The organism is Algoriphagus ratkowskyi (assembly GCF_002150505.1).
Lineage (GTDB): Bacteria > Bacteroidota > Bacteroidia > Cytophagales > Cyclobacteriaceae > Algoriphagus > Algoriphagus ratkowskyi.
The window spans coordinates 135903-162523 of sequence record NZ_MSSV01000011.1 but is presented as its reverse complement, the minus strand read 5'-3'; the positions used below and the strand labels follow the sequence as shown (position 1 = coordinate 162523).

The window sequence follows — 26621 nt, the reverse complement described above, 5'->3', positions numbered from 1 at the left end:
GCATTAGATGAACTCATTTATAGAAGAATTACGCTGGAGAGGCATGCTTCAGGATATGACCCCAGAAATCGAAGAACACCTAACTAAAGGTATGGCTTCTGCTTATCTTGGTTTCGACCCAACGGCAGATTCATTACATATTGGTCATATGGTCGGAGTGATGACTTTGCTCCATTTCCAACGTGCGGGACATAAACCATTTGCTCTGGTAGGTGGAGCTACTGGTATGATTGGAGATCCTTCCTTTAAATCTGCAGAAAGGAACCTTCTTGATAAAGCTACGCTAGATCATAACATAGCAGGCATTCAAGGTCAGTTGTCAAAGTTTCTGGACTTCTCAGGATCCACTTCCAACAAAGCTGAACTTGTCAATAATTACGACTGGATGTCCGAATTCAGCTTTTTGGATTTCATTCGGGATATTGGTAAGCACATCACTGTGAATTACATGATGTCCAAGGATTCTGTAAAAAAGCGTCTGGAAGATGGAAATGGACTTTCATTTACCGAATTCACATACCAGTTGATCCAAGGCTACGATTTCTATCATTTGTGGAAAAATGAAAATTGCACTATTCAGCTTGGAGGATCAGATCAATGGGGAAATATCTTGACAGGTACTGAACTGATCAGAAGAATGGGAGGAGGAAGCGCGTACGCCTTGACCGTTCCATTGATTACTAAGGCTGACGGAACCAAGTTCGGTAAAACTGAAGGTGGCTCTGTTTGGCTAGATCCTGAAAAGACCTCACCCTACGCATTCTACCAATTCTGGCTAAATGTATCTGATGAGGATGCATTAAAGTACATTCGAATTTTCACCATTTTGGATCAGCAAACCATAGAAAATCTGGAAGCTGAGCATGCTGAAGCACCTCACCTGCGCGTTCTGCAGAAGCAAATAGCCAAGCAAATTACAATCATGGTTCATGGAGAGTCAGAATTGAATATGGCAATGAAGGCTTCCGATATTCTATTTGGCAAGTCTTCCACTGAAGATCTGACCGCTTTGGATGAGCGTACTTTCCTTCAGGTTTTTGAGGGAGTACCTCAGGTTCAAGTGGATCATAATGAATATGCTTCATTAGGTTCAATTTTGGATTTATTCGGCGATATCACAGAGGGAGTTGTATTTGCTTCCAAGGGTGAGGCCCGCAAAATGATCCAAGGTGGTGGCGTGAGTATCAACAAGGAAAAGCTCTCTGATCCCAACGCAACTATAAATTTGACTTTGCTTCAAAACAAATATCTTTTGGTCCAAAAAGGAAAGAAAAATTACTACATCGTTGAGGTTAAGTAATGAGTTGATACTCACCAAAAAAAGGCTTCAGGAAATCCCTAAAGCCTTTTTTTATATCATTTAAACAAAATATATGATGTATCTACCCTAATTTTTTGACCCAAGTTTAATATCTTTGAAATCAATTTTTAGAAAAAGTAACAAACTCATGGCAGGAGAGAAAAATAAAGAAAAACTAATTTTGGATTCAGCTGTAGCACTTTTCACTTCCCGAGGTTATTTGGCCACCAGAATGGAAGATGTAGCTATGTCAGCAGGGATCAGCAAGGGCCTCACCTATTTCTATTACAAGAACAAAGAGGATCTTTTTATGGCATTGACCAAAAAAGCATTCGATCAATTCAAAGATGAATTTAGAGATGTGTATAGATCAAAAGGTAAGTCTGGATTAGAAATGATCAGTGATCTTATGGTGAAAATAGTGGCCTTTGCCAAAGCCAATCAAGTCTATTATGACTCGATTCTGAATTTTCTCGATCTACTTAAAAAATACAACAATCCAGAAACACGCAAGCTGATTGATCCAAAAACATTGGAATCTACGCATTTTCAAAAGCTTCTCGAGATTCATCATGAGCCAGCCAAAATTGGTATTATGATGGTAAGCCAAGGAATTAAGGATGGAAGTATCCGTGCGGAATTACACGCAGAAATTACATTTTATACAATCTGGAGCATGATTATAGGTTATGAGAAAATGCTTGGCCCGATAGAATTTGAGGGAAAAGACTTCAAACTTCATGCAGAAAATTGGGAACTTGGCTTCCTTCGCTTAATGCAAGAAATGCTAAAAGGAACACTTCAAGCAACAAAGAAAACTACTGTACAAGGGAGCTTATTCTAACTATGAAAATTGCAAAACTAGTACTGGTAAGTTTGATAATGTCCAGCTGCCAACAAAAAACTACAGTTGACTTTCTTATAAAAAATGCGACCATTTTAAACATAGAAGCTGGTTCTCAAGTTGATAACCAATTCGTTTTTATATCAGGAGATAGTATCATCGCAGTTGGTGATGTTTCTCTATTAGAAAATTATCAAGCTAGTCAAGAAGTTGATGCTGAAGGGAAATTCTTAATGCCAGGCTTATGGGACAATCATGTACATTTTGGAGGAGCTAATTACATTGACGAAAACGAGCAATTACTTCCTTTATACTTGGCTTTTGGCGTGACAACAGTGCGTGATGCTGCTGGTGATATCAGTTTAGAAGTACTGAAATGGCGAGATGAAATAAATTCGGGTAAAAGAATTGGACCAAAAATATTGACATCGGGGCCAAAATTGGAGGGAATTGAATCGATCTGGCCGGGCGATTTAGAAGTAGGTACAGAAGAGGAGCTAGATGCTGCCTTAGACTCCTTGGATAAACTGAATGTTGATTTTATAAAAATCACAGACAATACCATGAAGCCTGAGCTATTTCTCAATGCTGTAGAAAAGGCCACTGCTCGCGGCTATAGCGTATCAGGACATATTCCGGCAGCTTTGACATTAGATCAAGTTTCTGCGGCTGGGCAAAAAACCGTCGAGCACTTGTCGTATATGATGCGAACCACTACTTCGTTGGAAGCAGAAATATCAGCCGGAAGGGCATCTGGAAAATTATCAGGAGCTGAAGCTGCAACCCTTCAGGAAGAATCTTATAATGATTCTGTAGCCTTTGCCAACTTCCAGAAACTGGCAAGCCAAGGTACGGCCGTTGTCCCGACTTTGCTTATCAGTTATAACATAGCTTACTTAGATGAAAATGACTTCGCCAGTGACACGATATTAAATTATATAGGTCCTCAACTGAAAGCTAGTTATCAATGGAGAATTGAGCGAATGGCGGGAGAAACAGCTGAAGTAACTCAAGCAAGAAAAGATACCTATAAAAAAGTATCCGCACTTCTTCCAATGATTCAGAAATCAGGCATGAAGATTATAGCTGGGACAGATGCAGGGTACTTGAACACCTATGATATCCCAGGGCTTGCTATTCATTTAGAATTACAAAAGTTTGTAGAATTTGGTTTGACTCCTCAGCAAGCATTAATAGCTTCTGTAATTAATGGTCCAGATTATTTTGGGATGACGGATTTTGGATCCTTAGAAGCTGGTAAAAAAGCGAACATTATAATACTGAATCATAATCCTCTGGAGGATATCTCCGCTACTTTGAGCCTCGAACACGTGATCAAAGATGGAAAGTTTTATTCTCGTAAGCAGTTAAACTCTATGTTACACCAACTTAAAACCTGGGTCGCAGATAAAGAAGGTATTGAGTAGAACTAGTATATTAATCTCAAATAAAATAGGCTGTCGTTTTTCGACAGCCTATTTTATTTATTACGTACGCAGAATTTATCTAGTGTACATCTCCCATCATCTTTCGAATCACTGGTTTCAGCAAGAAGAGTAAAGCCGCAGACCCAAAAACGGTGTAAACAATCAACATGTATTGGTCTGGCATCTGAGCCAATGCTTCCTCTGTTCCGCCACTAGCTTCTCCAGCGATCAATCCCGCAAATAAATTTCCCAAAGCCACTGACAGGAACCAAATACCCATCATTTGTCCACCATAGCCTTCAGGTGCTAATTTGGTCACAAGGCTGAGGCCTACAGGAGATAAACTTAACTCACCAAATGTGTGAAGCATATATGTCAAAAGCAACCATGTAGGAGCAGCCAAATCACCAGACGCAGCTATTTTGGTAGCAAAATACATCACGAAAAAGCCAACGCCTAAAAGCAAAAGACCAAAAGTGAATTTCAATGGGGAGCTAGGCTCTAAATTTCTTCTACCCAGCCAAACCCAAAGTGCACCAAAAATAGGTGCAAAAATAATAATGAAAAGAGAGTTAACAGATTGGAAGTAACTAGTAGGAATCTCCCAACCCATAATTCTACGATCCGTAAAACGCTCAGCAAATAGATTCAGCGTAGAGCCAGCCTGCTCAAATCCAGACCAGAACATCGCAGAGAAAAGGAACAAAATTGCAATTACTCCTACTTTATTTTTGTCTGCTTTATTTAATCCTCCAAACGCGATAACATAACCCAGATATCCGAAAGCTACCAAAGCTATAACTGTACCTGACGCTCCTGCAATTGCAGAAACATTGATTGGTATTACTCCCATGAAAAGTATTCCAACTACCGCCATCAAACCAACTACCAAATAAGTAACTATTAATTTCAGCTTCTTTTGACTAGAAATTTCCTCTTTTGTCACCACTAATGGAGGATCTCCATGACCTTCTAATAAAGCACCAGACAATTTATATTGGATTAGGCCAAAGATCATTCCCAGACCTGCAAGGCCAAATCCTAAGTGCATGTCGTAAGTAGCAAGAGTACCACATGCTATTGGCGCAATGAACCCACCTATGTTTATTCCCATATAAAAAATAGAAAAACCAGCATCTCGTTTTGCACTTCCTTTAGGATATAGTTGTCCTACAATCGAGCTGATATTAGGTTTCAAAAGACCTGTGCCAAGTACAATTAGTATTAATCCAAGAAAGAATGAAGTGGTGTCAAGCGTACTTAACACAGGTTGGATAGTATGATCTCCCGTGATCAAGGCCTTAATTCCTGGAAGAGCCATGGTAAAGTGACCTATTGCAATGATAATACCTCCGTACCAAACTGACTTTTTTAGCCCAAAAAGTCTATCTGCAAGCCATCCACCAGGTAAAGCAAGTAAATAAACTCCCATCGTGTAAAGGCCATAAATAGCCCCCGAGGTCTGATCGTCAAAACCAAGTCCTCCTTCTGAGATAGCCATGGTCATAAAAAGTATTAATAATGCACGCATACCATAATAGCTAAAGCGCTCCCACATTTCTGTAAAAAAGAGAGGCATCAAACCTTTTGGATGGCCAAAAATAGTAGGCCCATCAAATTCAGGAGTAAGTTGTTTTTCCAAGGATAGTTTTATTTGGGTGAAATAAATTTTACAATGATAAACCTTTTTAGGGCTTGTTTCCAAAGTTAAGGACACTGAATTAACGTGTCATGCCCAATTATTCCACCATTGGAAATGAATATCCACTATATATCTCTGTTAGTATAAAAGACTTCCCAAATAAACATCTGTTTTTTGAATGCAACCGATTGTAATTAAAAATAAAGCACTTTTAATTGGTTTTTGTAAAAGCCTTTTTTGTAATTTTGGGCAGACAATTTTCAGATTGTAAACCCAAATAATTATGCAGGAACTAAATCTGGTGACCCAGACTTCATCCCTGGCTTTTCTTAGCCCAACCGCTTCTAGAAAGGTACACTTCAATCTTCCACCAGCAGAACTGGTGGAAATTGCTTTATCGAAAAAGGAAGGTAAACTCACATCCACCGGAGCATTGATGGCGGATACAGGTTCATTTACAGGAAGATCGCCAAAAGACCGATACATCGTTCTTGACGATAATACTAAAGAATCGGTATGGTGGGGAGATATCAATATCCCATTCGACTCTAAGAAATTTAATTCACTTCTAGGCAAAATGAAAGCTTTCCTGGCAGACAAGGAGCTTTTCGTTAGAGATGCATATGCAGGGGCAGATGAGAATCACAGGCTCAAATTGAAGGTGATCAACACCAAAGCTTGGCACAATCTCTTTTGCTACAATATGTTCCTCAGACCTACTGAAGCTGAACTAGAAAATTTTGAGCATGACTTCACCATCATCTGTGCACCAGAATTCGAAGCAAACCCAGAAGCTGATGGCACCAGAAACCCAAATTTTGCCATTATTAATCTGACCGAACGAATTATTTTGATCGGAGGAACGGGTTATGCTGGTGAAATGAAAAAAGGCATTTTCTCAGTTCTCAATTTTATCCTTCCTCACGATAAGAATGTGCTTTCTATGCATTGCTCTGCAAATATGGGAGCTCAAGGAGACACGGCTATTTTCTTTGGTCTATCGGGAACGGGTAAAACCACCCTTTCTGCTGATCCTAATAGAAACTTAGTCGGTGACGATGAGCATGGTTGGACTGAAGATGGTATTTTCAACTTCGAAGGAGGCTGCTATGCAAAAGTAATAGACCTAAGTAAAGAGAAAGAACCTGAGATCTGGGATGCAATCAAATTCGGGGCAATTGTAGAAAATACCAGATTCAAAGAAAATTCTCGTGAAGTCGATTTTACAAATAAATCCGTGACTGAAAATACGAGAACGGCCTATCCAATTCACTTTATTCCCAACGCATTGGATCCGTCTACAGCAGGCATTCCAAAGAATATATTCTTCTTGACCGCTGATGCTTTTGGAGTGATTCCCCCAATTTCTAAGTTGAATAAAAGCCAGGCCATGTACCATTTTATCTCTGGTTATACTGCCAAAGTCGCAGGAACAGAAATGGGTATCACAGAGCCAAAGCTGACCTTCTCAGCATGTTTTGGAGCTGCATTCCTACCACTTCACCCTACTAAATATGCTACATTATTTGGGGAAAAAATGGAGAAATATGAGACTAATGTCTGGCTTATAAATACAGGATGGACTGGTGGGCCCTATGGAGTAGGTTCTAGAATGAAACTGCCTTATACACGTGCGATGATTACAGCGGCACTTGAAGGGAAATTAGATCAAGTCGAATATGTAAAACACCGCGTTTTTGGTTTAGAGATACCTCAAGAATGCCCAAATGTACCTTCTCAAATACTTAATCCGAGACTGACTTGGAGTGATGAAGCGGCCTATGACAAGCAATCCAGAGAACTTGCAGAGGCTTTTAAAGCGAATTTCGAGAAATTTAAAGATTTTGCTTCTGAAGATATTTTAAAAGGCGCACCACTTTAAGGTTCAACGCAGAATCCTATCCCTGAATCTAAGTCTTATAGCTATTGATTAGTAGTACATTATGATGGATATTCATAATGCAGTAAGGTTTCCGTTACACAAAAAGGAATTCTATAAAGTCAATTTTGAATTTTGATTTATTTCAAAATCCTAAGTAAGTGCTAAAAATATACTGAATTGTTATATTTTTGCTTTCCTGAGAATTCAAAAAACTCCAGATTGGACAAAACGAAAACCAAAAAAGATGAAGACAGCAGAATTGATTACCGAGAAAGGCACCATGAAAGTGGAGTTTTACGAGAAGGATGCTCCAATTGCAGTTCAAAATTTCATTGATCTTGCCGAGAAAGGCTTTTACGATGGATTGACTTTCCATAGAGTTATTCCAAACTTTATGATACAAGGTGGTTGCCCTAAGGGAAATGGTACCGGTGGCCCTGGTCACACTATCAAATGTGAATTAGACGGCGAAAATCAGTACCATGACCGAGGTGTGCTGTCTATGGCTCATGCAGGTAGAAATACCGGGGGTTCGCAGTTCTTTATTTGCCACAGTCGTGATAATACTGCTCATTTGGATAGAAATCACACTTGTTTTGGTAAAGTAGTGGATGGCCTGGACATTATCGATGAGATAAAGGCTGGTGACAAGATCGAAAAGATTACGATCTCCGAATCATAATAGTTGAAAACAGTGTATGATTATCCTCAAAAATGCCAGTAGCCTTATTTGCTTTGATCTACTGGATGGAAGCGAAGTGTCATTAAATTCAGAATCTAGCTATTAATGAATGCTTTAATCTTCTTATTGGAAGACAAGCGGGTAAACATAAAATAAAAATCAAAAAGGCTTCATTCTTAACCTAATGGAGTCTTTTTTCATTTGATCTCTTGTAAAATCTTTAAAACTGAGGAATGAATTTTAGGTGCAGTTTCTGGACCTAGAGAGTTGACTTCCCCGTAAGGCCTTTTTTTATTAATATAAGTAAAAGGAGCGGCTTCATCCCATTGACTTTTTGGAACGATATAACCTATCATATCATTAGACATCCCTGCAAAAAACTTAAACTGACCTAGTATTTGGGTATGTATAGCAGGAACCTCTACCGGATAAATTCCAAAATCTGCGCCAGTTGGACTTTCTATTCCACCATACAAAATTTCCGGGTAAAGCTCTCCTGGTACATGAACAAAAGTCGCTGGACCTAATTTCCAAGCAGAAACTTCTGATCGGATATGCTTCCACTTAGTAAAACCTCGATCAAAAACCCCCAAATAGGCAGCGAGATGAAAAAGATTATTATCCATTCTTAGCTCTATAGTCTCCGCACGAATAGATAGATTGGCTCTGTTCACTTCTACATAATTGCTATCATGAAGTGTTTCTAAAGTAATTTTTGCAAGTGCTCTACCCTGAGCTATGATTTTGCCTAGACCTTGCTCTAAAAATTTCTCATTGGTGTATGGATCTTTCACTTCCATAGAAGGATGTGTTGTCATTAATCCTCCAATCGCACCATTTAAAAAAATAGCAATCCCTCCCACTCCTTCCAACAAAACACTATCCTTCTCTACAATACCATTTTCCACAAACTCTCGCCAGTGATGTGCAAAATCAGAACTCACTTGAATATTCTGAGACCATAGGGTTTCAGGATGATTTCCCCAGTTCATGATCGTACCAAGAGTTTCAAATGACTCCGAGTCTATTACTTGCATTAGCCTTAAGCCAGCATCGAAAACTTGAGGTTCCCTTGAATCACCAACCAGAGGCTTTAACTTATCATTTTCTTCAGAAAATCTAAAAAAAGCAGGTCTTACTTTCCCAAAAGCTTCCTTCACAGCATCTCTTATTCCTTCCTGAACCTGTAGTAGATAAGCTGGATCGACTCCTCTTTTATATTCCGAAGGTCCCCACATTCCCATCAAATCTGGTGAGGAATGCACATGTGTGCTAGAAATAATAACATAATCCAACCAAGGATTAGCATTCAAAATCATTTTACGAGTAGCTATCACTTCGTCATTCCCAAATCCTATCATATCGATTACTACCAAAGCCATCTTGACATCACCTGCATCTAATACCATTGCTCTAGCCCAAAGTGGATCCAAAACACCTTGCGCAGGTCGAGAATTATGAAAACCGGCTAACCAAACTCCATCAAATTGACCGTTTCCATTGCCATCTGTGTAAGTATCTCCATCTACCGGATTATACCGAAAGTCACCGTTCACATCAATCCAAGTATCAGGGATAGTTGGACTTATATCCACTTTCGCAAAACCTGCCAAGAGATTATTTTGGCTTGATTGGAGATCAATGTCAACCCAATAGTTAGGATGTCTATCTCTGAATTGGTATATAGAAAAAATATATGCTGCCAGTGCAAGGATTAAAATTGTACTTAAAATATATAGAGATATTTTCTTCATAAAATTGACAGATCTCAAATTTGAAAGACTTAAAATGTAGTGGCAGGTAGAATCTAAGTTAGCCTAAATCCCTTTTAATCTCATAAAATTATATGGCTATTGAAAAGATGACTTTCTTGGAATGGTTATTGAACCAAATTCATTTCTTTTAATAAAGTTTATGAAAATACAACTTTCTTTAATTTCTATTTTCTTTTTTGCTTCGCTTACCTTATCCCACGCTCAACGCTATGGGACTGCTGTCGGACTTAGATTTGGAAATAGCAATCTCTACAGAACAGTAGGATTCACTGCCCAGCAACGAATTGCAAAAGAACTTACAGTAGAAGGAATACTTCAATCCGACTTTAAACTGAATACTACCTTCACCGCATTACTAGAAAAGCACCGTCCAATTATATCCAAACGTTTTAACTATTACTATGGCGTTGGAGCCACTTTCGGAGTTGAAGAAAGCTTTGTTAAAGAGCCTGAAAGCAACCAAATTTTACATACGTATGGAAATAGCACTGTAGGTGTGGATTTGATTGGTGGAGTAGAACTCACCCTGTTAAATGCCGTCATTTCTCTGGATTACAAACCGAATGTCAACATAGCTGGTCGTGAAGAGTTTTACAGAGGCCAAGTGGGAATCTCAGCTCGAATGGTTTTGGTAAAAAGTAAGGAGCAGAAGAAAAAGCAGAGACAGCGACAAAAAGCTAAAAACAAGTCTCAAAAAATCCCTTTGAATGAGCAATTCAACTCCATATTTAAGAAGAAGAATTAAGCGATCTTGGTTTTTAAGTACGCTTTTTCATGCAAGTCAGGTCGTGTGACCACGGATCTAAACCATTTCATCCTTAAAAGTTGCTTTTCGTTTTCTGATAAATAGAAATCAGGGTGGTTATACTTTTCCACTTTTTTCACCAATTCATATAAGGATATAGAAGCTGCTACTGAAATATTGAAGCTCTCCGTGAAGCCTAACATGGGGATGTGAACTAAGCCATCCACATTTTCTTGTACTTCAGCACTTATTCCGTCATGCTCATTTCCAAATACCAGCGCAATCTTTTCATCCGGTTCTAAGTCATGAATTGATATCGAACCAGGTAATGGACTAGTACCATAGATTTTGTATCCTTTTTCCCTCAAAACAGAAAAGCAATCCTGAACTGCGTTTCCTTCTTTATTATGATACTTATGTAGATCAATCCATTGAGAAGCTCCTCTAGTCACAAAAGGATTGACCTTATAGGCATTGATCTTTTCGATGACATGAACATCCTGAATCCCAAAACAATCGCAGGTTCTCAGGACTGCGCTGGCATTATGCGGTTTGAAAATATCCTCCAAAACCACGGTCATAAATCTAGTCCTTTGGGTGAGGACCTTTTCCATTACTGTTTTTTTATTCTCAGTGATGTATTGGCTTATGTAATCCAACCAACCTTGGTCTATAGATTCTAAGTTACTTTTCTCCATACAAAAAATAGGGACTAAAACAGCCCTAATTGTTCATCATCTTCTTTCTTAATTGACAAATCTATTGTAGAACCTATTTCTAAGTCATCATCCGAATCCGATTCTTCATCACTTATGTCAGACTCAGTATCTTTTGATTCTGGAGCTTTTTTGGACTCGATCAAGTTCAAATCTTTCACCTCGTAGGTACTGAGCTTATTACCTAAGGCTTTCCAACCTTTGATATCTATCAGCATATCCAAGTCATATTCCATCACTTCTTCCTCTTTTCCTTTTACCAGCGTGGCACGGGCTTGAGGTTGTTTTTCCGTAGAAACAAGCTTTAAATAGGATTGCTTATGATCAGAGATGAAATTGAAATTCTTGTTTAAAGTAGTAGTTTCTATCTGAAAACGCTTTATATAATAGGTTTTACTTCCACCATCAAAGTAAATGGCAGACAGTACTTTATCAGCACTAAATTTCTCTATAAGAACAATATTAGAGGCATCGTATCTATTAGTCAATTCAAATGTCGTCAACTCATAATCACCATTTTTGTAGCAAACCAAAATCCTGTCGTCGCCAAGAAAATTACCAATCAAGGTACCTCGCTCATCTGTATTAAGTCGACCGACAATAGAGTCATAGAAGATATTTAATCCTCCAAAAGTAGAAACACCTTCCATCTTCAATTGAATCTTACGGATCGGGTATCGCGTCAGGATATTACCTCCAGCTCCCCTACCTTTGATCTCTATGGAAGCGAAGTCAAAGTCAAATACCTTTACTCGAGCTTTTGCTCCCTGAGTCAAATAAACTGTGATAATCTCTGCTTCTCCATTGGCATTTGCAGTCAGATAAAGATGCTTAGTTCCTTTACTTCCTTTGGTTAGCAAGTATTCCTTATCCCGTGTGACAGCCAAGACTTGAAAACGTTTCACCATCGCCCGACCTGTAGCACCGTCTAAATAGATATAGTTATAAACCATCCGCTCATCTCCCTTTCGAAACACAGCGACGTGCAAGATGTCTTTTCCCATGAAATTCTTCTCCTGAATCTTGGAAACCATACATACACCATCCTTGCGGATTACAATAATATCGTCCAAATCAGAGCAATCACAGATAAACTCATCTTTTTTGAGACTGAAGCCTACAAAGCCATCGGCACGATTCACATATAGTTTAGCATTGCTTGCAGCCACTGTATTTGCCTGAATTGCATCAAAAGTCCTGATTTCAGTTTTTCGCTCACGCCCTTTTCCATACTTGGTAAGGAGATTCTCATAATACGCTATCGCATATTCGGTTAAATGTCTCAAGTGATGATTTACCTCTTTCAGCTCATCTTGTAGGCGCTTCATGAGTTCATCTGCCTTGAAAGCGTCAAATTTGGAAATACGTTTGATCTTAATTTCTGTCAACCGTACTAAATCGTCAGTTGTGATTTCTCTGTAAAAATCTGGCTTGTAGGGATCCAAACCAAGGTCAATTGCTTTCAACACCTCATCCCAAGTAGTACACTCTTCGATGTCGCGATAAATTCTATTTTCGATGAATATTTTTTCCAGGGAGGAAAAAAGCAACTTCTCCAACAATTCAGCTTTACGAATTTCTAATTCGCGCTTAAGGAGTGCTCTGGTTTGTTTTGTATTGTACTCAAGGATCGCATTTACTGTAAGGAAAACTGGCGTATCCTTGATAATCACACATGCATTTGGAGAGATCGATACTTCACAATCAGTGAATGCGTATAGTGCATCAATCGTAACATCTGGAGACACTCCAGGTGCCAACTGAATTGCGATCTCTACATCTTTTGCTGTGTTATCTACTACTTTTCTGATCTTTATCTTGCCTTTATCATTTGCCTTTAGGATAGAATCAATCAAGGTATCCGTAGTCACTCCAAAAGGTATATCCTTAATAATAAGAGTTTTATTATCATCCTCTTCAATTCTAGCTCGAACTTTAACTTTACCACCTCGTAGTCCTTCATTGTACTCAGAGAAGTCAGCAAACCCTCCGGTCATAAAGTCAGGAAGTACATTTGCTTTATTTCCTTTGAGAATTTCTATGGAAGCTAGAATCAGCTCAATAAAGTTGTGTGGGAGGATCTTAGTGGAAAGGCCAACAGCAATCCCTTCTACCCCTTGGGCAAGCAAAAGTGGGAATTTGACAGGCAGCGTAACTGGTTCTCTTTTTCTACCATCATAAGAAAGCTGCCAGTCGGTAGTCTGAGCATTAAACACCACCTCCAACGCAAACTTAGATAGCCGAGCTTCAATATACCGAGCTGCTGCTGCACGGTCTCCTGTCCGTACATCTCCCCAGTTCCCCTGAGTTTCGATCAACAATTCCTTCTGACCTAAGTTGACTATGGCATCACCTATAGAGGCATCTCCGTGCGGGTGAAACTGCATGGATTGTCCGATGATATTGGCTACTTTATTGAATCTGCCATCATCCATCTCCTTCATTGCATGCATGATTCTGCGCTGAACAGGCTTCAAACCATCTTCAATTGCAGGTACAGCACGCTCAAGAATCACATAAGAAGCATAGTCTAGGAACCATTCCTTGTACATACCTGTCACTGGGACAGAAGTGTGTAGTGTCTCGTCTCCTTTCTCAGGCAAATTGTTTTCGTCACTCATGTTATAGTCTTGTATTAATAAAGGCTAATGGCCAAAGCCATCTAAACCTATAATCTTTATCAATTGAAATCAACGTATCTGATAAAAATGAAAACTAAGCAGCTGCTTCTTCCTCAGTTTCATCTTCTTTAGCTTTTGGGTCTTCCAGTGCCAAATCCTTCTCAATCTTAAGATTTTTGATAATGAACTGCTGTCTGTCCGGGGTGTTTTTGCCCATGTAGAAAGTCAGTAAGTCAACGATTTTGGTTTCCTTGTTGAGAATGATTGGCTCTAATCGGATATCCTCTCCTATAAACCCACCAAATTCATCAGGAGAAATTTCTCCTAAACCTTTAAATCGGGTAATTTCTGGCTTATTGCCTAATTTATGAATGGCACGTTGACGTTCCTCATCTGTGTAGCAATAGATTGTTTCCTTTTTATTTCTCACTCGGAAAAGTGGTGTTTCTAGAATAAACAAATGACCATTTTTTACAAGGTCAGGGAAAAACTGTAGGAAATAAGTCATGATCAGCAAGCGAATGTGCATCCCATCAACATCTGCATCCGTAGCGATTACAATTTTACGATAACGAAGGTTTTCTATCCCATCTTCAATATTTAAAGCATGTTGAAGCAAATTGAATTCCTCGTTCTCATAAACCACTTTTTTAGTCATCCCAAAGCAGTTCAAGGGCTTTCCACGAAGAGAGAAAACTGCCTGAGTCTGCACATCGCGAGATTTGGTAATAGATCCAGATGCCGAATCCCCTTCCGTTAAGAATAGCATGGTATTATTCTTCACTTCCTCATTGGCTTTTGGATCATCGTAGTGAACCCGACAATCTCTCAACTTCTTATTATGAAGATTGGCTTTTTTAGCTCGCTCGTTAGCAAGTTTCTTAATGCCAGAAATCTCTTTCCTTTCCCGCTCAGATTGCAGGATTCTCTTAAGTATAGCATCTGCAGCTGCCGGATTTTTGTGAAGATAATTGTCTAGATCAGTCTTCAAAAAGTCATTAATAAACGTACGGACAGTTGGCCCATCTGGCCCAATAGATTGAGAACCTAATTTCGTCTTGGTTTGAGATTCAAAAACTGGCTCTTGAACACGAATTGAAATAGCAGCCACGACACTTTGACGTATATCGGAAGCATCGTAATCTTTCTTAAAAAACTCTCGAATCGACTTTACCAAGGCCTCTCTAAATGCCGCCAAGTGCGTACCTCCCTGAGTCGTGTATTGGCCATTTACAAATGAATAATATTCTTCTCCATACTGATTAGAGTGCGTAAGTGCCATTTCGATATCATTCCCTTTCAGGTGGATAATCGGATAGCGCTGAGACTCCTCGTCAATTTTGTTAGAAAGTAAATCAAATAGCCCACGGTCAGAAAAGTATTTTTTCCCATTATAATTGATCGTAAGACCAGCATTCAGATAGGCGTAATTCCAAATCTGATTTTCTAGATATTCAGGGATGAAATGATAGTTTTTGAAAATGCCTCCATCAGGCGTGAAAACTATTTTTGTACCGTTACGATCCGATGATTTACCGATTGGCGCATCATTTACCAGAATTCCTTTTTCGAATTCAGCGACTTTAGTCTCACCTTCTCTGTAAGCCTGTACTTTAAAGAAATCAGAAAGTGCATTCACAGCTTTGGTACCTACACCGTTCAATCCAACAGATTTTTGAAAAGCACCAGAGTCATATTTTCCTCCAGTATTGATTTTGGATACGCAATCAATGACTTTTCCAAGTGGAATTCCACGTCCATAGTCACGTACTTCTACCTTATGTTCAGAAATTTTCACTTCGATGGTTCGGCCATATCCCATCATATGCTCATCTATGGAATTATCCAGAACCTCTTTTACAAGGACATAAATCCCATCATCCTGAGCACTACCGTCGCCAAGTTTACCGATATACATACCGGGCCTAAGTCTGATGTGCTCCCTCCAATCAAGGGATTTGATACTGTCCTCGGTATATTTTACTTCTTCAGCCATATTCTATTGGGTGCTATTCTGCTCAAGATTTAGTTGTAACCTGATTGAATTTACCGACAAGGATTACAAATAATCCTATTACCCAGACGACGAGTAGTCCTGGGAAGAGGTAAAAAAAGAAATTGTACTGACTAGCTGCAATTTCAGATTGGTTGTTGATTGCATGTACAAATAAAACCAACATACCTAAGCTCATATTCAATATACCTCCAAATGAGTAAAACCATCCCAAATAATAATCTCGAAACTTATCCCCGATGGGGAAAATTCTAACCAATCCTTTGTGGTTTTTGGTTTCAAGTAGTTTAGGCGGGAGTAAAACGAGTACATTCATAAGAATGAAAATTGCGACCATTCCATAGAAGAACGAACCTTTACTTAGCTTCTCAGTAGATAAACCATTTTCATCGAAATTATAGCTAACATTCTCTGGCATTGCAGAATAGAAGTATAATAAAAAGAAAATAAAGAGGAGAATACTCAGGAAATAAAAGGCTTTTCCGAATCGGTAATACATAATAGAGGGGAATTGAATGCGCTAATATAAAGGATTTGGACTAACTGAATCGGACTTATCCTTGTTCGTTTTATCATTATCTTTGACAAGTGGCTTCGCAAAAACTCCCAAAATAATGAACCTCAGTCCAGTAGTGATCGCTATCCCGATGTATTTCATCTTAATGGCTGTAGAGATGATCACCCTCAGATTTCAAAAACATCCCGGCTACCGGCTCAATGACGCAATCACTAACATCAATTGTGGGGTAATCTCTCAGGTCACGGGAATTTTCATCAAAGTCCTTTCCATCGGTATTTATGTGCTGATTTACGAAAACTTGGCGTTCTACCACATTCCGAATAATGTGTGGACGTTTTTTCTATTATTCTTTTTGTATGACTTCTGCTACTACTGGGCACATCGGATGAGTCATGAGATCAATTTATTTTGGGGTGGACATGTAGTGCATCATTCCAGTGAAGAATACAATCTTTCTGTAGCCCTTCGACAAAGTAGTACTCAGACCATTTGGACATTCTTCTTCTATTTCCCACTTGCTTTACTGGGATTTGATCCTGTTATGTTGGTGTTAGCATCAGGGATAAATTTGCTGTACCAATTTTGGATTCATACCGAAGCGATAGATAGAATGGGATTTCTTGAGAAATTCATGAATACGCCATCTCACCATCGGGTTCATCATGGACGGAACCCCAAATACATCGATAAAAATCACGCAGGTACGTTTATCGTTTTCGACAAATGGTTTGGAACATTCCAAGAAGAGGAAGAAAAACCCACCTATGGCATCACTACTCCCATCAATAGCTGGAATCCAGTATGGGTAAATCTGGCACATTATGCTAATATGAAAGATGAACTCAAAATGATCCCGAAATGGTCAGATCGGGTTAAATATCTATTCTATAAGCCAGGTTGGTTACCTGATTCACTTGGTGGATATCGTGCTCCACAGGAAGTTGAGGATGATTATCAGAAATTCGACACCGTAGTACCAGCATCTATGAACTGGTATATTTTTGCACAGTACTTTTTAATTTTATTACTGACAGGATTCTTTCTCTTCCAAGTTGATAGCTTCACTTGGTTGCCTAAAATACTCGTAAGTACAATAATCATTTGGACCACTGTAAGTTTCTCCGGAATATTTGAAAAGAGAATCTGGTACCTACCACAGGAAGTATTAAGAATTATCTCTTTTTCAGGACTCGTCTTTTTCTTGATTCAATCTCTCCTACCTTTGCCGATTCTAATCGGAATTTTAGCGGTCTATTGCTTGGGTTCCTTCTTTTGGCTCTGGTGAAATCAGCAGCTTAATTCTCAAATCCCCTCAATTTCTCTTTAATCATGAATAAATCTTTCTTGCTCTTTTCGGCTCTTTCTGTTTCTATTGCTTTTTCCTGCAGCTCCAAGCGAGATACTGGAAGTATGAATATGGAAAACTGGAAAGCTGATCACTACGGCTGCAAAAGCTTGAGAATGCAAGATTTGGATGAATTAGAACGGCTAAAGCACACTTTTTTAGGTGTTGACAATCAAGCTTTGATCAAGACCTTTGGTCGTCCGGACCGCGTAGAATTGGTGGATAAAAGCCAGACCTTTTTCTTCTATTTCCTGGAACCTAGTAACGGTTGCGATGGGGTGGAAATCGAAAAAAAACCCCTAAGAGTTCTTTTTCGATTAAATGCAATAAGTAAAGTTTCTGAGGTGACGATTACAAACCAGAACCCATAAAACAGAGCGCCGCTGCTCCGAGCGTTCCTGCATTATTTTCAAGCGTTGCCTTTTTCAAAATCAAATCTTTGCCATAATACTGTGTCAAATATTGTTTAATCGTACGATCGAGCGTAGGCATCATAAATTCTAATCCAGCAGAAATCCCACCTCCAAAATAAACTTCTGTTACATCGAGAATCCGGATAGCTGATACAATCGCTTCTCCTAAAATCCTCCCAACTTCCTCAAACACCATCAAAGAAACAGGATTCCCAGCTTTTGCTGTGTCTACTAGTAAGTGAGTTCCTAATTCAGCTCCCACCAAAACTCCAGCCTTTTCAGGGTAAGCATCTATGAGGCGAGACATGATATTTAATATTCCTTGCCTTCCGACTAGTGTCTCTAATCTTGCGGCTCCTTTAGAAAGCATATGTCCCATCTCCATCGCGTTGCCACGTGAGCCTTTGAATACTTCTCCATCTAATACCAAGGCACTTCCAATTCCGGTACCCATGGTGATAAACAAGAAATTTTGAGCAGGATCATCCTTTCCAAAATAAAACTCACCAATAGCAGCAGCTGCGGCATCATTTTCTAAGAAAAATGTATGTTTCGGAAACTTCTCTTCTAATCCACCTTTCAAATTGAAACCATTTAAGGCAGGAATAGCAGGGATCTCAAGTGCTGTAGTTCTGTCTTTGGATATTAAGCCAGGAAGACCTATTCCTACGTTTTTAACAGTTGGATATTTAAGAAGATACTTCTCTAATCCTGCAATAAAAGTAGGCCCAAACCCCTCAGGACTATCTCTATATGGAGTGGTATTCTCTTTTTCAAAGTCCAATATGTTACCTTCTCTATCTACGAGACCGATTTTTAAGTGAGTTCCACCCACATCCACTCCAAGGAAGTGTGCTTCCTGATTTTGCATAGTATTATTAATAGGTTTATGGTTTCAAAAAAGCAAAAGAAAAGTATTACTTCCTATAATCGTCCCCAATCTGCTGGAAAATTTTGAAAACTGCAGGACAAACAAGTGTATTTTTAAGAGAAAGCTCCAAAATACCATGCATTTTCTTACGATTAGTATGCGGATATTCTCGACAAGCCTTCGGGCGATCTTCATAGACCAGACACTTATTGTCTGCTCCCAAAAATGTACAAGGAGAGGAATTCAACACAAAATCCCCCTCCTCATCCCGATGCAAATACTCTTCAATAAAAGCACTGCTTTTCATCCGAAAGCCTTTAGCCAATCTATCAATATCTGTATTCAAAAAGATAGGACTCGTCGTCTTACAGCAATTTGCGCAGTCCAAACAATTGATTTCTCTGAAAGCTTTCTCGTGCAGTTCCGCAAATCTTTCATCTAAGGCTTTTGGCTTTACTTTTCTCAGCCTAGCTCTTAATTTTTGATTAGAAGAATATTCTGATTTACTCTCTTTATCAAAATTTCTGAGGTCTATTCTCAATTTATCTGGAAGTTAAATGATGTTTTAAATTCATTTGTAAAAAATAATTCTTTTTTAAACTGTAGATTATCAGTATCTTATTAATCACCTAAACCCTAATAATCATGAAAACTCACCCTTCAGAATTGTATTTCTATCATTCACCTTCACAGCAAATAGATAAGCAAACACTTGCATACGCCAAATCAATCTATCAATTTGTCAATACAATTGACCTAAGTAAAGAAAGGCTTACTCCCACTCAATGGAATACCCTGTTGCTCAAATTAAACCTTCGTGCAAAGGATCTTTTAAATAGAGCCCATCCTGATTATCAAAAGAATATTGCAGGAAAAAACTGGGATGACGAAAGCTGGCTAAATATTCTGATCAAGTCTCCTAACCTGATTAAAGCACCTATTGCAAGTCTTCGTCAAAAAGCAATTCTCTGCATTACTCCTACTGATATTCTAAAGCTTAATTCGAGGCGTTTAGCCTAATTCCATCTGGCTCGATTTGAATCATCCTAGCCTTATATAGCTGTCCAATGCACTGCTTAAAATGCTTCTTACTCATGCTCAAATGCTCCTGAATCTCCTCAGGAGCAGATTTATCATGCAGTGGCAAGAAGCCCTTTGATTCTAAAATAGCTATTATTTTTTCAGATCCTTCATCATATTTCACTCTTCCCGGCGCTAGTAGTTGTAAATCCAATTTCCCATCTTCACGGTTCTTTTTTACATACACCTTACGCTTCTCACCAAGTGCAATAGGTTGGAAAACTTCATTTTTGAAAAGTAATCCCTCGTACTCATTGTCTATCAAAACCTTAAATCCTAGATCTGTTTCTTCGAAGATAACTCCTTCTAATTCCTTTCCTTCTTCCCAGTCAAATGGAGCCAAACGCATGAAGTCTCGGTACTTATTAACTCCAATCAAGCGATTAGTTTTAAAATCGACGCAGATCTTCACTAAGTATTTCTGTCCAACTTCCATGTTTTTACCCATTTCAGATTTTGGCACAAAAAGATCTTTTGGTAAGCCCCAATCTACAAATGCTCCAAAGGATGTAACTTCCTTAGCTTCCAATACGGCAAACTCATCTAAAAGCGCAAGTGGCTTTTGCGTTACCGCTACTGGACGATCTTCACTATCAGTATAAACAAATACTTCAATCAGGTCCCCTTCCTTTTCCTCTCCAAGGAGGTAGCCTTTTGGAAGTAAAAGTTCCTCTCCTGAACCCAAAGCCAGATAAGCTCCGAAGTCAGTAAATCTATTGATGGGTAATTTTGAAATTAAACCGAGTTCTTTCATAGAACAAAGGTAGGTATTAATCGCAGTTTGAAACTGAAGTTTTGCGACAAACAAAGTCAGGAAACGAAAGTTAAAAAATTGGAATTGGTGAGAGTCGAGAGTAGCTTTGGTCTCTTCAACTGCTCAAATCAGTTCAATTCACCCAAATTTTAACTTAAAAGTAAATCACTTCCTTATGAAAAATATCTCAGTCATTGGTTCAGGAACGATGGGTAATGGTATTGCTCACGTTTTTGCACAGCATGGATATCATGTCAGCTTGATCGACATCAAACAGGAATTTTTAAGCAAAGCGCTGGCTACAATCACCAAAAATCTAGACAGACAAGTTGGTAAGGGCTTGATTTCTGAAGAAGATAAAAACGCTGCTTTAGGTAGGATTCAATTATTCACAGAATTAGAAGATGGCATAAGATCCGCTGATTTGGTTGTAGAGGCTGCTACTGAGAATATGGATCTCAAGTTGGATATTTTTAGAAAACTCGATCAATTCAGTCCAGAGCATGCAATTCTGGCTAGTAATACATCATCCATATCGATTACCAAAATAGCTGCAGTCACTAAAAGACCAGAACAGGTGATAGGAATGCACTTCATGAATCCAGTACCCGTGATGAAGCTAGTAGAAGTGATTCGTGGATATGCGACTTCTGATGAGGTAACTAAGAAAATCATGAGTTTATCGGCTAATCTCTCCAAAGACCCGGTAGAAGTGAATGATTATCCTGGCTTTGTGGCAAATAGAATTCTAATGCCTATGATCAATGAGGCGATTTACACGCTTTTTGAAGGAGTCGCTGGAGTACATGAGATTGACACGGTGATGAAGCTCGGTATGGCGCATCCAATGGGACCTTTACAACTGGCAGATTTTATAGGATTGGACGTCTGCCTATCAATTTTAAAAGTACTGCATGACGGTTTTGGAAACCCTAAGTATGCTCCATGTCCCCTACTAGTCAATATGGTGGAAGCTGGATTTAAAGGGGTTAAAACTGGAGAAGGATTTTACAGATATACCCCTGGAAGCAAAGATTTAATAGTTTCTCCACGCTTTACAAAATAAATAAATGCACATCGCTGTATCTGGAAATATCGGGAGTGGTAAAACTACGCTTACCGAAAAACTTGCCAAACATTATGGTTGGCAAGCTGAATTTGAAGCTGTAGATGGAAACCCTTATCTCTCTGACTTTTATGGAGATATGGAAAGATGGTCATTTCACCTACAAGTGTATTTCCTCAACTCAAGATTCAATCAAATAAAGATAATTCAGGAGAGTAAAAAGCCAACGATTCAGGATAGAACTATCTATGAGGACGCCTATATTTTCGCAGCCAATCTGCATAAAAGTCAATTACTAACGGAGCGCGATTATCAAAATTATCAGGGTCTATTCCATAGCATGGTTGCTCATGTGAAAGCTCCAGATCTATTAATCTACTTGAAAGCAGATATCCCAAAGCTCGTGGGGCAGATTGAAAAGCGCGGTAGAAGCTATGAAACAACGATGCGAATAGATTATCTAAAAAACCTAAATACCCACTACGAAGAATGGATTGCTAACTATACAGAAGGGAAATTGTTGATTATTGACGTCAATAATCTAGACTTCGTTGAGAACCCAGCGGATTTTTCCTTTGTAGTTGAAAAAGTAGAACGAGAGATTTTCGGGTTGTTTGCATAGTGGGTGAAGAAAAAGGAAAGCAAATACCATATAGTTCACCTAATTATCACAGCATACATTTCTATGATCTCTAGGTGGCTATATGGTATTTTTTTTAACCACTGCAAATCCTGCGTGGCCTCGGCCATTAAAATTTACGACTGATATTTCCTTATAAACCAATTTAAAAGCATCGTGCGTTGCTCTTCTTTTGGGTTGATAAGCAACTGATCCAGTCGCTTGAGAGAACCTCCAGTCATAAGCGTTTCATAGGGTGTGATCCGAAATAACTTATAACCATGAATTCGTGTCTGCAAATCAAACTGAGCATCGTTGTATGCAGAGAGCTTCCATCCTATTGCACCATTTCCAGAGAAATCTCCTGGCTCACTTGCCTCTCCAAAACTATGCTTGGCAATGGGAGCTCCACTCCAAATTCTTTCCTGCATCCCTACTTTTAGACATTCCTTTTCGTAGCTTCTACAAAGTCTTTTTTGAGTCTCAAGAAATGGGAAATTAAGTTCTGAATAAAGATCTGATCTAAAGGTAAGTAGTCTATACCTATTAAAGTGATATTCCGCATCATATACAAACAGGTTTCGATTGATTTTAAAGTCAAATTTTAACTTTTGCAACAGAGGTATCGCGCCTATCCCTCCCAGATCTGTAAAGATTTCTGCAAGCCATTTCTGACCTTTTTGATCCAAATAATTAGGTTCTATTTCTAAATCAAAATCCCGCTCGAAATCCACATCGCCCTCACGTAAAATGAGGTCTAGCTGTCGGGTCATTAAGTTATCCATTGAGTTGGTTTTTGCTCGGTAGTGCTACCGAATACGTGAAATCCATTTGTACCGCAATGACAAGAGGGGAATTATTTACCACCCTTCTCTAGATCATTTCCTATTCTCTGTTCCAAATTACCTTTGGAGCCAGGGAAAGTAGTTCTCTGCGAAATATCGTAACCGATATAACACATGATCAACATAAAAATCACAAACAGAATCAAAAACATTTTTTTATTCCTAGGCATTCCGTACTAATTTTCTGATTTTATCACATGCAAAATTAACCAATCATAGGAGATCTGTGGCCATTGTTAATGAAATATTGAAAGACCTTGTCCTAAAATTATACTTTTTGGAAATTGTGCTTAATTTTAGGAAGATAGACCAAATCCACTTTTACAACTTACCGACATTTACCCCATACATGAATCAATATATAAGTGAGCAATCGATTTATCAGTATTTCGGCGATGATGATCCTGAGATGATAAAAGAGATGATTCAAATAATTCTAGCAACCAACGTAAAAGATTTGAAGGAACTGGAAACTTTCCATCAGCAAGATGATTTCACTTCCATTAAGAAACGCTGTCACAAATCAAAACCTAGTATGAGTTACATAGGAGCGTTAAAAACACGAAAGATTTTAGAAGAAATGGAGCGCAATGTGGAAGACTTCACAAGATTAAATGAAAAACTACAGACTCACCTTGTAAATATCGAAACTGAGCTCAATCAGTTTCTTGAAACTCTTAATTAAATACAGAATAAACCAACCCATAAGAATATGCAGCGAAAATTATTGTTTTTGCCTTTGCTATGCCTTGTCCTTTTGCAAGCTCAGGCGCAATCAACTTTAAGCGTGGATTACATCATGCGAGATCCGATGTGGATGGGAACTTTCCCCTCTTCAGCATCTTGGAGTGATAATTCACAATCGATTTACTTCAGATACAATCGTGACAAGGATCCAGCTGACTCATTATATAAATTAGCCTTGGCACAAAAAGGAGTTATTTCTAAAGTTGGCTGGAAAGAAATGAAAGAAAACGAACGCAGTTCAGAAGAATTCAATGCTGATAAGTCACTGCGTCTTTATCAAGTGGACAAAAAACTAATGCTTGAGGACATGTCTTCCAACACTTCCTCTGTACTTATGGAATGGCCGGAGAACTTCAATGAGCCGAAGTTCATGGCTAATGAGCAAGAAATTTCTTTCGTATCTAAGGGTAATGTTTATGTTGTAAATAGAACTACTAAAGCATTTCGAAAAGCTACCAATATCTCCACAGAAACAAAGCCAAAAGAAAAATCTAAAAAGGACGATGAAAAAGTGAACTGGCTGGAAACTGAGAATTTAGAGCTTCTCAGCGTGGTAAATGAGCGCAAAGAAAATGGCAAAATGCGTAGTGATTATCGCGAAGCATATCGTGAATCAGCAGAGGAGGAATTCACCTATTATACAGAAGGAAAAAGCCCCGTGAATCTGCAAATATCTCCTGACGGTAAATTCGCAACCTTCACTCTTTATACTTCTTCCAGCAATAAAAATACAATCGTTCCTGACTATGTGGACGCATCTGGATTTACTACCGATCTAAAAACTAGATCTAAGGTGGGTAATGAACCTACAAAAACCGAGGTCGGGATTTATGATTTACAACGGGATACAGTTTATTTCATCAGCGCGTCTGAGTTGACTGGCATCAAAGATCTTCCTGATTATGTAAAGGACTACCCTGATAAAACTTGGGAAGAAAAGGAAAGAGATGTGATGTTTTCCAGCCCTTATTTTTCTCCTGATGGAAAAAACGCAATTATAAACATTGGCTCGGTAGATAATAAAGATCGATGGATTGCATCTATAGAGTTAGAGACTGGAAAATTAAACACGCTAGACCGTCAACGTGACGAAGCATGGATTTCTGGACCTGGCATTGGAAGATCTTCTTTTGGAGGAACTTTAGGCTGGTTACCTGACAACAAGCATATCTATTTTCAGTCAGAGGAAAGTGGCTATTCACACCTTTATCTATTGGATGTAACGACTGGAAAAAAGAAACCATTAACCTCCGGAAACTATGAGGTGTTCAGTCCATTTATGTCAAAAGACAAAAAATCATGGTACTTGACTACTTCCGAAGTTGATCCTGGAGAGCGTCATTTCTACAAGATGCCATTGATGGGAGGTAAAATGCAGAAGCTTACTTCCATGACAGGCAATAATGAAGTTTCCCTTTCTCCTGATGAGAAAAAATTAGCCATTATTTACTCATATAGTAACAAGCCTGCTGAGCTTTACTTCCAAGAGAATAAAGTGGGTGCCAAAGCCGAGCAACTCACCTCAGGTCAAAGTGAAGAATTCAAAGCCTATAATTGGAGAGATCCACAATTAGTACGATTTACTGCAGAAGACGGCGCTCAGGTCCCGGCCAGACTTTACACCCCAGACCCAGCCAAAAGTAATGGCGCAGCTGTCGTTTTCGTCCATGGGGCAGGCTACTTGCAGAACGTCCACAAATGGTGGAGCAGTTACTTCAGAGAATACATGTTCCATAATTTGTTGACAGATTTGGGCTATACCGTATTGGATATTGATTACCGTGGATCTGCAGGATATGGTAGAGACTGGAGAACTGGTATCTATCGTCATATGGGCGGAAAAGATCTTTCAGATCAAGTAGATGGAGTAAAATTCTTGGTTGCTAATCATGGAGTAGATCCTGAGCGAGTTGGCTTGTACGGTGGTAGCTACGGTGGTTTCATTACTTTGATGGCACTTTTCAATAACCCAGAAACCTTCAAGTCAGGTGCGGCTCTTCGTTCAGTAACTGATTGGGCTCATTACAATCACGGTTACACTGCCAATATTTTGAATACTCCAGAAGAAGATCCAATAGCCTACCGTCGATCCTCTCCTATTTACTTTGCCGAAGGCCTTGAAGGACACTTACTGATGGCCCATGGTATGGTCGATGTGAACGTTCACTTTCAAGACGTGGTGAGACTTTCACAGCGATTTATAGAGTTAGGAAAAGATAACTGGGAAATGGCGATCTACCCAGTAGAAGACCACGGATTCGTAGAGCCCAGCTCTTGGACAGATGAATACAAGCGTATTCTGAAGTTGTTTAATCAGACTTTGATAGAAGAATAATGTAGTGGCGAAAGATTTTTCGCCACTACGCTTATCCATAAATGTAAAAATGGCTGGTCATCCGATCAGTCATTTTTTTTGTATGTATTCTATCAGGCATCATCATCTTGATTGGTGCAATGAGTTGCAACCCTGAAGGTGTTGAACTGACATATGTTCGACCCCTTCAGGGTCGTGGGACATTTGTCGTTGTTTTGAAACCATGGGTTGCACCCATGGCTATTCAGAAGTTTGATCCTTTCAGGATCATAAAAGTTTTACAAAATCTCCAACCTATTATTAACAAAAATCATGACCAGGAACTGGTCGAACCTTTCAATAGCCGCGGGTGCAACCCGTGGATAGTGATATGAAGGGTTGAACTGACTTATGTTCGAC

At 39.0% G+C, this 26621-nt stretch carries 24 protein-coding genes; 13 read left to right on the top strand and 11 right to left on the bottom strand.

Annotation, left to right across the window (positions count from 1 at the left end; genetic code table 11):
- Nucleotides 1–7 precede the first annotated feature (7 nt).
- From tyrS to BVH02_RS13065, 3 genes are all read left to right on the top strand, one after another.
- Nucleotides 8–1300: a tyrosine--tRNA ligase gene (gene tyrS / locus BVH02_RS13075; RefSeq protein ID WP_086501892.1), complete on the top strand. Its 1293-nt coding sequence runs from the start codon at nt 8–10 to the stop codon at nt 1298–1300.
- A gap of 148 nt (nt 1301–1448) precedes the next feature.
- Nucleotides 1449–2144, top strand: coding sequence for a TetR/AcrR family transcriptional regulator (locus tag BVH02_RS13070; RefSeq protein WP_086501891.1), 696 nt, complete (start codon nt 1449–1451; stop codon nt 2142–2144).
- A gap of 2 nt (nt 2145–2146) precedes the next feature.
- On the top strand, nt 2147–3571 hold the full coding sequence (locus tag BVH02_RS13065) for an amidohydrolase family protein (RefSeq protein ID WP_086501890.1): 1425 nt from the start codon (nt 2147–2149) through the stop codon (nt 3569–3571).
- A gap of 79 nt (nt 3572–3650) precedes the next feature.
- On the opposite strand, the gene BVH02_RS13060 is transcribed toward BVH02_RS13065, so the two are convergent.
- Nucleotides 3651–5150, bottom strand: coding sequence for a peptide MFS transporter (locus BVH02_RS13060; protein WP_394363987.1), 1500 nt, complete (start codon nt 5148–5150; stop codon nt 3651–3653).
- A gap of 346 nt (nt 5151–5496) precedes the next feature.
- Between BVH02_RS13060 and pckA the strand changes: the two genes are divergently transcribed.
- Together pckA and BVH02_RS13050 are read left to right on the top strand one after the other, a co-directional pair.
- Nucleotides 5497–7095, top strand: coding sequence for a phosphoenolpyruvate carboxykinase (ATP) (gene pckA, locus BVH02_RS13055; RefSeq protein ID WP_086501888.1), 1599 nt, complete (start codon nt 5497–5499; stop codon nt 7093–7095).
- 244 nt (nt 7096–7339) lie between these two features.
- A complete protein-coding gene (locus tag BVH02_RS13050; protein WP_086501887.1) occupies nt 7340–7777 on the top strand; it encodes a peptidylprolyl isomerase in 438 nt (145 codons plus the stop codon).
- Nucleotides 7778–7974: 197 nt separating this feature from the next.
- Here the strand turns inward: BVH02_RS13050 and BVH02_RS13045 are convergent, their stop codons facing one another.
- The gene (locus BVH02_RS13045) at nt 7975–9531 is read right to left on the bottom strand and encodes a hypothetical protein (protein ID WP_086501886.1); all 1557 of its coding nucleotides are present in this window, start codon (nt 9529–9531) and stop codon (nt 7975–7977) included.
- A 160-nt stretch (nt 9532–9691) separates the two neighbouring features.
- On the opposite strand from BVH02_RS13045, the gene BVH02_RS13040 reads away from it, so the two are divergent.
- On the top strand, nt 9692–10297 hold the full coding sequence (locus BVH02_RS13040; RefSeq protein WP_086501969.1) for a hypothetical protein: 606 nt from the start codon (nt 9692–9694) through the stop codon (nt 10295–10297).
- Here BVH02_RS13040 and BVH02_RS13035 read toward each other — a convergent pair.
- The 4 genes from BVH02_RS13035 to BVH02_RS13020 form a co-directional block, all read right to left on the bottom strand.
- Nucleotides 10294–10995: a TrmH family RNA methyltransferase gene (locus tag BVH02_RS13035; RefSeq protein WP_086501885.1), complete on the bottom strand. Its 702-nt coding sequence runs from the start codon at nt 10993–10995 to the stop codon at nt 10294–10296. The genes BVH02_RS13040 and BVH02_RS13035 overlap by 4 nt on opposite strands.
- A gap of 14 nt (nt 10996–11009) precedes the next feature.
- Nucleotides 11010–13634, bottom strand: coding sequence for a DNA gyrase/topoisomerase IV subunit A (locus BVH02_RS13030; protein ID WP_086501884.1), 2625 nt, complete (start codon nt 13632–13634; stop codon nt 11010–11012).
- Nucleotides 13635–13728: 94 nt separating this feature from the next.
- On the bottom strand, nt 13729–15630 hold the full coding sequence (locus BVH02_RS13025; RefSeq protein WP_086501883.1) for a DNA topoisomerase IV subunit B: 1902 nt from the start codon (nt 15628–15630) through the stop codon (nt 13729–13731).
- A 22-nt stretch (nt 15631–15652) separates the two neighbouring features.
- Nucleotides 15653–16147, bottom strand: a complete 495-nt coding sequence (locus BVH02_RS13020; RefSeq protein WP_086501882.1) for a DNA topoisomerase IV — start codon at nt 16145–16147, stop codon at nt 15653–15655.
- A gap of 115 nt (nt 16148–16262) precedes the next feature.
- Between BVH02_RS13020 and BVH02_RS13015 the strand changes: the two genes are divergently transcribed.
- Together BVH02_RS13015 and BVH02_RS13010 are read left to right on the top strand one after the other, a co-directional pair.
- Complete coding sequence (locus tag BVH02_RS13015) at nt 16263–17453, top strand: sterol desaturase family protein (RefSeq protein ID WP_086501881.1); 1191 nt, start codon at nt 16263–16265, stop codon at nt 17451–17453.
- A 44-nt stretch (nt 17454–17497) separates the two neighbouring features.
- Nucleotides 17498–17884, top strand: coding sequence for a hypothetical protein (locus BVH02_RS13010; RefSeq protein WP_086501880.1), 387 nt, complete (start codon nt 17498–17500; stop codon nt 17882–17884).
- On the opposite strand, the gene BVH02_RS13005 is transcribed toward BVH02_RS13010, so the two are convergent.
- Nucleotides 17865–18797, bottom strand: coding sequence for an ROK family protein (locus BVH02_RS13005; RefSeq protein WP_086501879.1), 933 nt, complete (start codon nt 18795–18797; stop codon nt 17865–17867). The genes BVH02_RS13010 and BVH02_RS13005 overlap by 20 nt on opposite strands.
- A gap of 46 nt (nt 18798–18843) precedes the next feature.
- Nucleotides 18844–19338 carry a YkgJ family cysteine cluster protein gene (locus tag BVH02_RS13000; RefSeq protein ID WP_317045431.1) on the bottom strand — a complete coding sequence of 165 codons (495 nt, stop codon included), beginning with the start codon at nt 19336–19338 and terminating at the stop codon, nt 18844–18846.
- A gap of 104 nt (nt 19339–19442) precedes the next feature.
- Between BVH02_RS13000 and BVH02_RS12995 the strand changes: the two genes are divergently transcribed.
- A complete protein-coding gene (locus BVH02_RS12995; protein ID WP_086501878.1) occupies nt 19443–19817 on the top strand; it encodes an arsenate reductase family protein in 375 nt (124 codons plus the stop codon).
- Here the strand turns inward: BVH02_RS12995 and BVH02_RS12990 are convergent.
- Nucleotides 19795–20631, bottom strand: coding sequence for a CvfB family protein (locus BVH02_RS12990; RefSeq protein ID WP_086501877.1), 837 nt, complete (start codon nt 20629–20631; stop codon nt 19795–19797). The two genes, BVH02_RS12995 and BVH02_RS12990, sit on opposite strands and share 23 nt — an antisense overlap.
- Nucleotides 20632–20806: 175 nt before the next feature.
- On the opposite strand from BVH02_RS12990, the gene BVH02_RS12985 reads away from it, so the two are divergent.
- On the top strand, nt 20807–21697 hold the full coding sequence (locus tag BVH02_RS12985) for a 3-hydroxyacyl-CoA dehydrogenase family protein (protein WP_086501876.1): 891 nt from the start codon (nt 20807–20809) through the stop codon (nt 21695–21697).
- 4 nt (nt 21698–21701) lie between these two features.
- The gene (locus BVH02_RS12980) at nt 21702–22319 is read left to right on the top strand and encodes a deoxynucleoside kinase (protein WP_086501875.1); all 618 of its coding nucleotides are present in this window, start codon (nt 21702–21704) and stop codon (nt 22317–22319) included.
- A 134-nt stretch (nt 22320–22453) separates the two neighbouring features.
- Here BVH02_RS12980 and BVH02_RS12975 read toward each other — a convergent pair whose 3' ends face one another.
- Entirely contained in the window at nt 22454–23101 is a 648-nt protein-coding gene (locus BVH02_RS12975) for a DUF7255 family protein (RefSeq protein WP_086501874.1), read from the bottom strand.
- A gap of 71 nt (nt 23102–23172) precedes the next feature.
- Nucleotides 23173–23331: a hypothetical protein gene (locus BVH02_RS21575; protein WP_169712841.1), complete on the bottom strand. Its 159-nt coding sequence runs from the start codon at nt 23329–23331 to the stop codon at nt 23173–23175.
- A gap of 179 nt (nt 23332–23510) precedes the next feature.
- On the opposite strand from BVH02_RS21575, the gene BVH02_RS12970 reads away from it, so the two are divergent.
- Both BVH02_RS12970 and BVH02_RS12965 read left to right on the top strand, forming a co-directional pair.
- Nucleotides 23511–23846, top strand: coding sequence for an Hpt domain-containing protein (locus BVH02_RS12970; protein ID WP_086501873.1), 336 nt, complete (start codon nt 23511–23513; stop codon nt 23844–23846).
- Between the two features lie 27 nt (nt 23847–23873).
- On the top strand, nt 23874–26243 hold the full coding sequence (locus BVH02_RS12965; RefSeq protein ID WP_086501872.1) for a S9 family peptidase: 2370 nt from the start codon (nt 23874–23876) through the stop codon (nt 26241–26243).
- The last annotated feature ends 378 nt before the right edge of the window (nt 26244–26621 follow it).

Bases quoted from the DNA above. Each gene is read 5' to 3' on its own strand.
- BVH02_RS13065 (WP_086501890.1), top strand. From the start codon at position 2,147: ATGAAAATTGCAAAACTAGTACTGGTAAGTTTGATAATGTCCAGCTGC.
- BVH02_RS13050 (WP_086501887.1), top strand. From the start codon at position 7,340: ATGAAGACAGCAGAATTGATTACCGAGAAAGGCACCATGAAAGTGGAG.
- BVH02_RS13005 (WP_086501879.1), bottom strand. From the start codon at position 18,797: ATGCAAAATCAGGAAGCACACTTCCTTGGAGTGGATGTGGGTGGAACT.
- BVH02_RS13045 (WP_086501886.1), bottom strand. From the start codon at position 9,531: ATGAAGAAAATATCTCTATATATTTTAAGTACAATTTTAATCCTTGCA.
- BVH02_RS13060 (WP_394363987.1), bottom strand. From the start codon at position 5,150: ATGCCTCTCTTTTTTACAGAAATGTGGGAGCGCTTTAGCTATTATGGT.
- BVH02_RS13015 (WP_086501881.1), top strand. From the start codon at position 16,263: ATGAACCTCAGTCCAGTAGTGATCGCTATCCCGATGTATTTCATCTTA.
- BVH02_RS12985 (WP_086501876.1), top strand. From the start codon at position 20,807: ATGAAAAATATCTCAGTCATTGGTTCAGGAACGATGGGTAATGGTATT.
- BVH02_RS13020 (WP_086501882.1), bottom strand. From the start codon at position 16,147: ATGTATTACCGATTCGGAAAAGCCTTTTATTTCCTGAGTATTCTCCTC.
- BVH02_RS13030 (WP_086501884.1), bottom strand. From the start codon at position 13,634: ATGAGTGACGAAAACAATTTGCCTGAGAAAGGAGACGAGACACTACAC.
- BVH02_RS13025 (WP_086501883.1), bottom strand. From the start codon at position 15,630: ATGGCTGAAGAAGTAAAATATACCGAGGACAGTATCAAATCCCTTGAT.
- BVH02_RS12995 (WP_086501878.1), top strand. From the start codon at position 19,443: ATGAAAACTCACCCTTCAGAATTGTATTTCTATCATTCACCTTCACAG.
- BVH02_RS12990 (WP_086501877.1), bottom strand. From the start codon at position 20,631: ATGAAAGAACTCGGTTTAATTTCAAAATTACCCATCAATAGATTTACT.
- pckA (WP_086501888.1), top strand. From the start codon at position 5,497: ATGCAGGAACTAAATCTGGTGACCCAGACTTCATCCCTGGCTTTTCTT.
- BVH02_RS13070 (WP_086501891.1), top strand. From the start codon at position 1,449: ATGGCAGGAGAGAAAAATAAAGAAAAACTAATTTTGGATTCAGCTGTA.
- BVH02_RS21575 (WP_169712841.1), bottom strand. From the start codon at position 23,331: ATGCCTAGGAATAAAAAAATGTTTTTGATTCTGTTTGTGATTTTTATG.
- BVH02_RS13040 (WP_086501969.1), top strand. From the start codon at position 9,692: ATGAAAATACAACTTTCTTTAATTTCTATTTTCTTTTTTGCTTCGCTT.
- BVH02_RS13010 (WP_086501880.1), top strand. From the start codon at position 17,498: ATGAATAAATCTTTCTTGCTCTTTTCGGCTCTTTCTGTTTCTATTGCT.
- BVH02_RS13035 (WP_086501885.1), bottom strand. From the start codon at position 10,995: ATGGAGAAAAGTAACTTAGAATCTATAGACCAAGGTTGGTTGGATTAC.
- BVH02_RS12965 (WP_086501872.1), top strand. From the start codon at position 23,874: ATGCAGCGAAAATTATTGTTTTTGCCTTTGCTATGCCTTGTCCTTTTG.
- BVH02_RS12975 (WP_086501874.1), bottom strand. From the start codon at position 23,101: ATGGATAACTTAATGACCCGACAGCTAGACCTCATTTTACGTGAGGGC.
- tyrS (WP_086501892.1), top strand. From the start codon at position 8: ATGAACTCATTTATAGAAGAATTACGCTGGAGAGGCATGCTTCAGGAT.
- BVH02_RS12980 (WP_086501875.1), top strand. From the start codon at position 21,702: ATGCACATCGCTGTATCTGGAAATATCGGGAGTGGTAAAACTACGCTT.
- BVH02_RS12970 (WP_086501873.1), top strand. From the start codon at position 23,511: ATGAATCAATATATAAGTGAGCAATCGATTTATCAGTATTTCGGCGAT.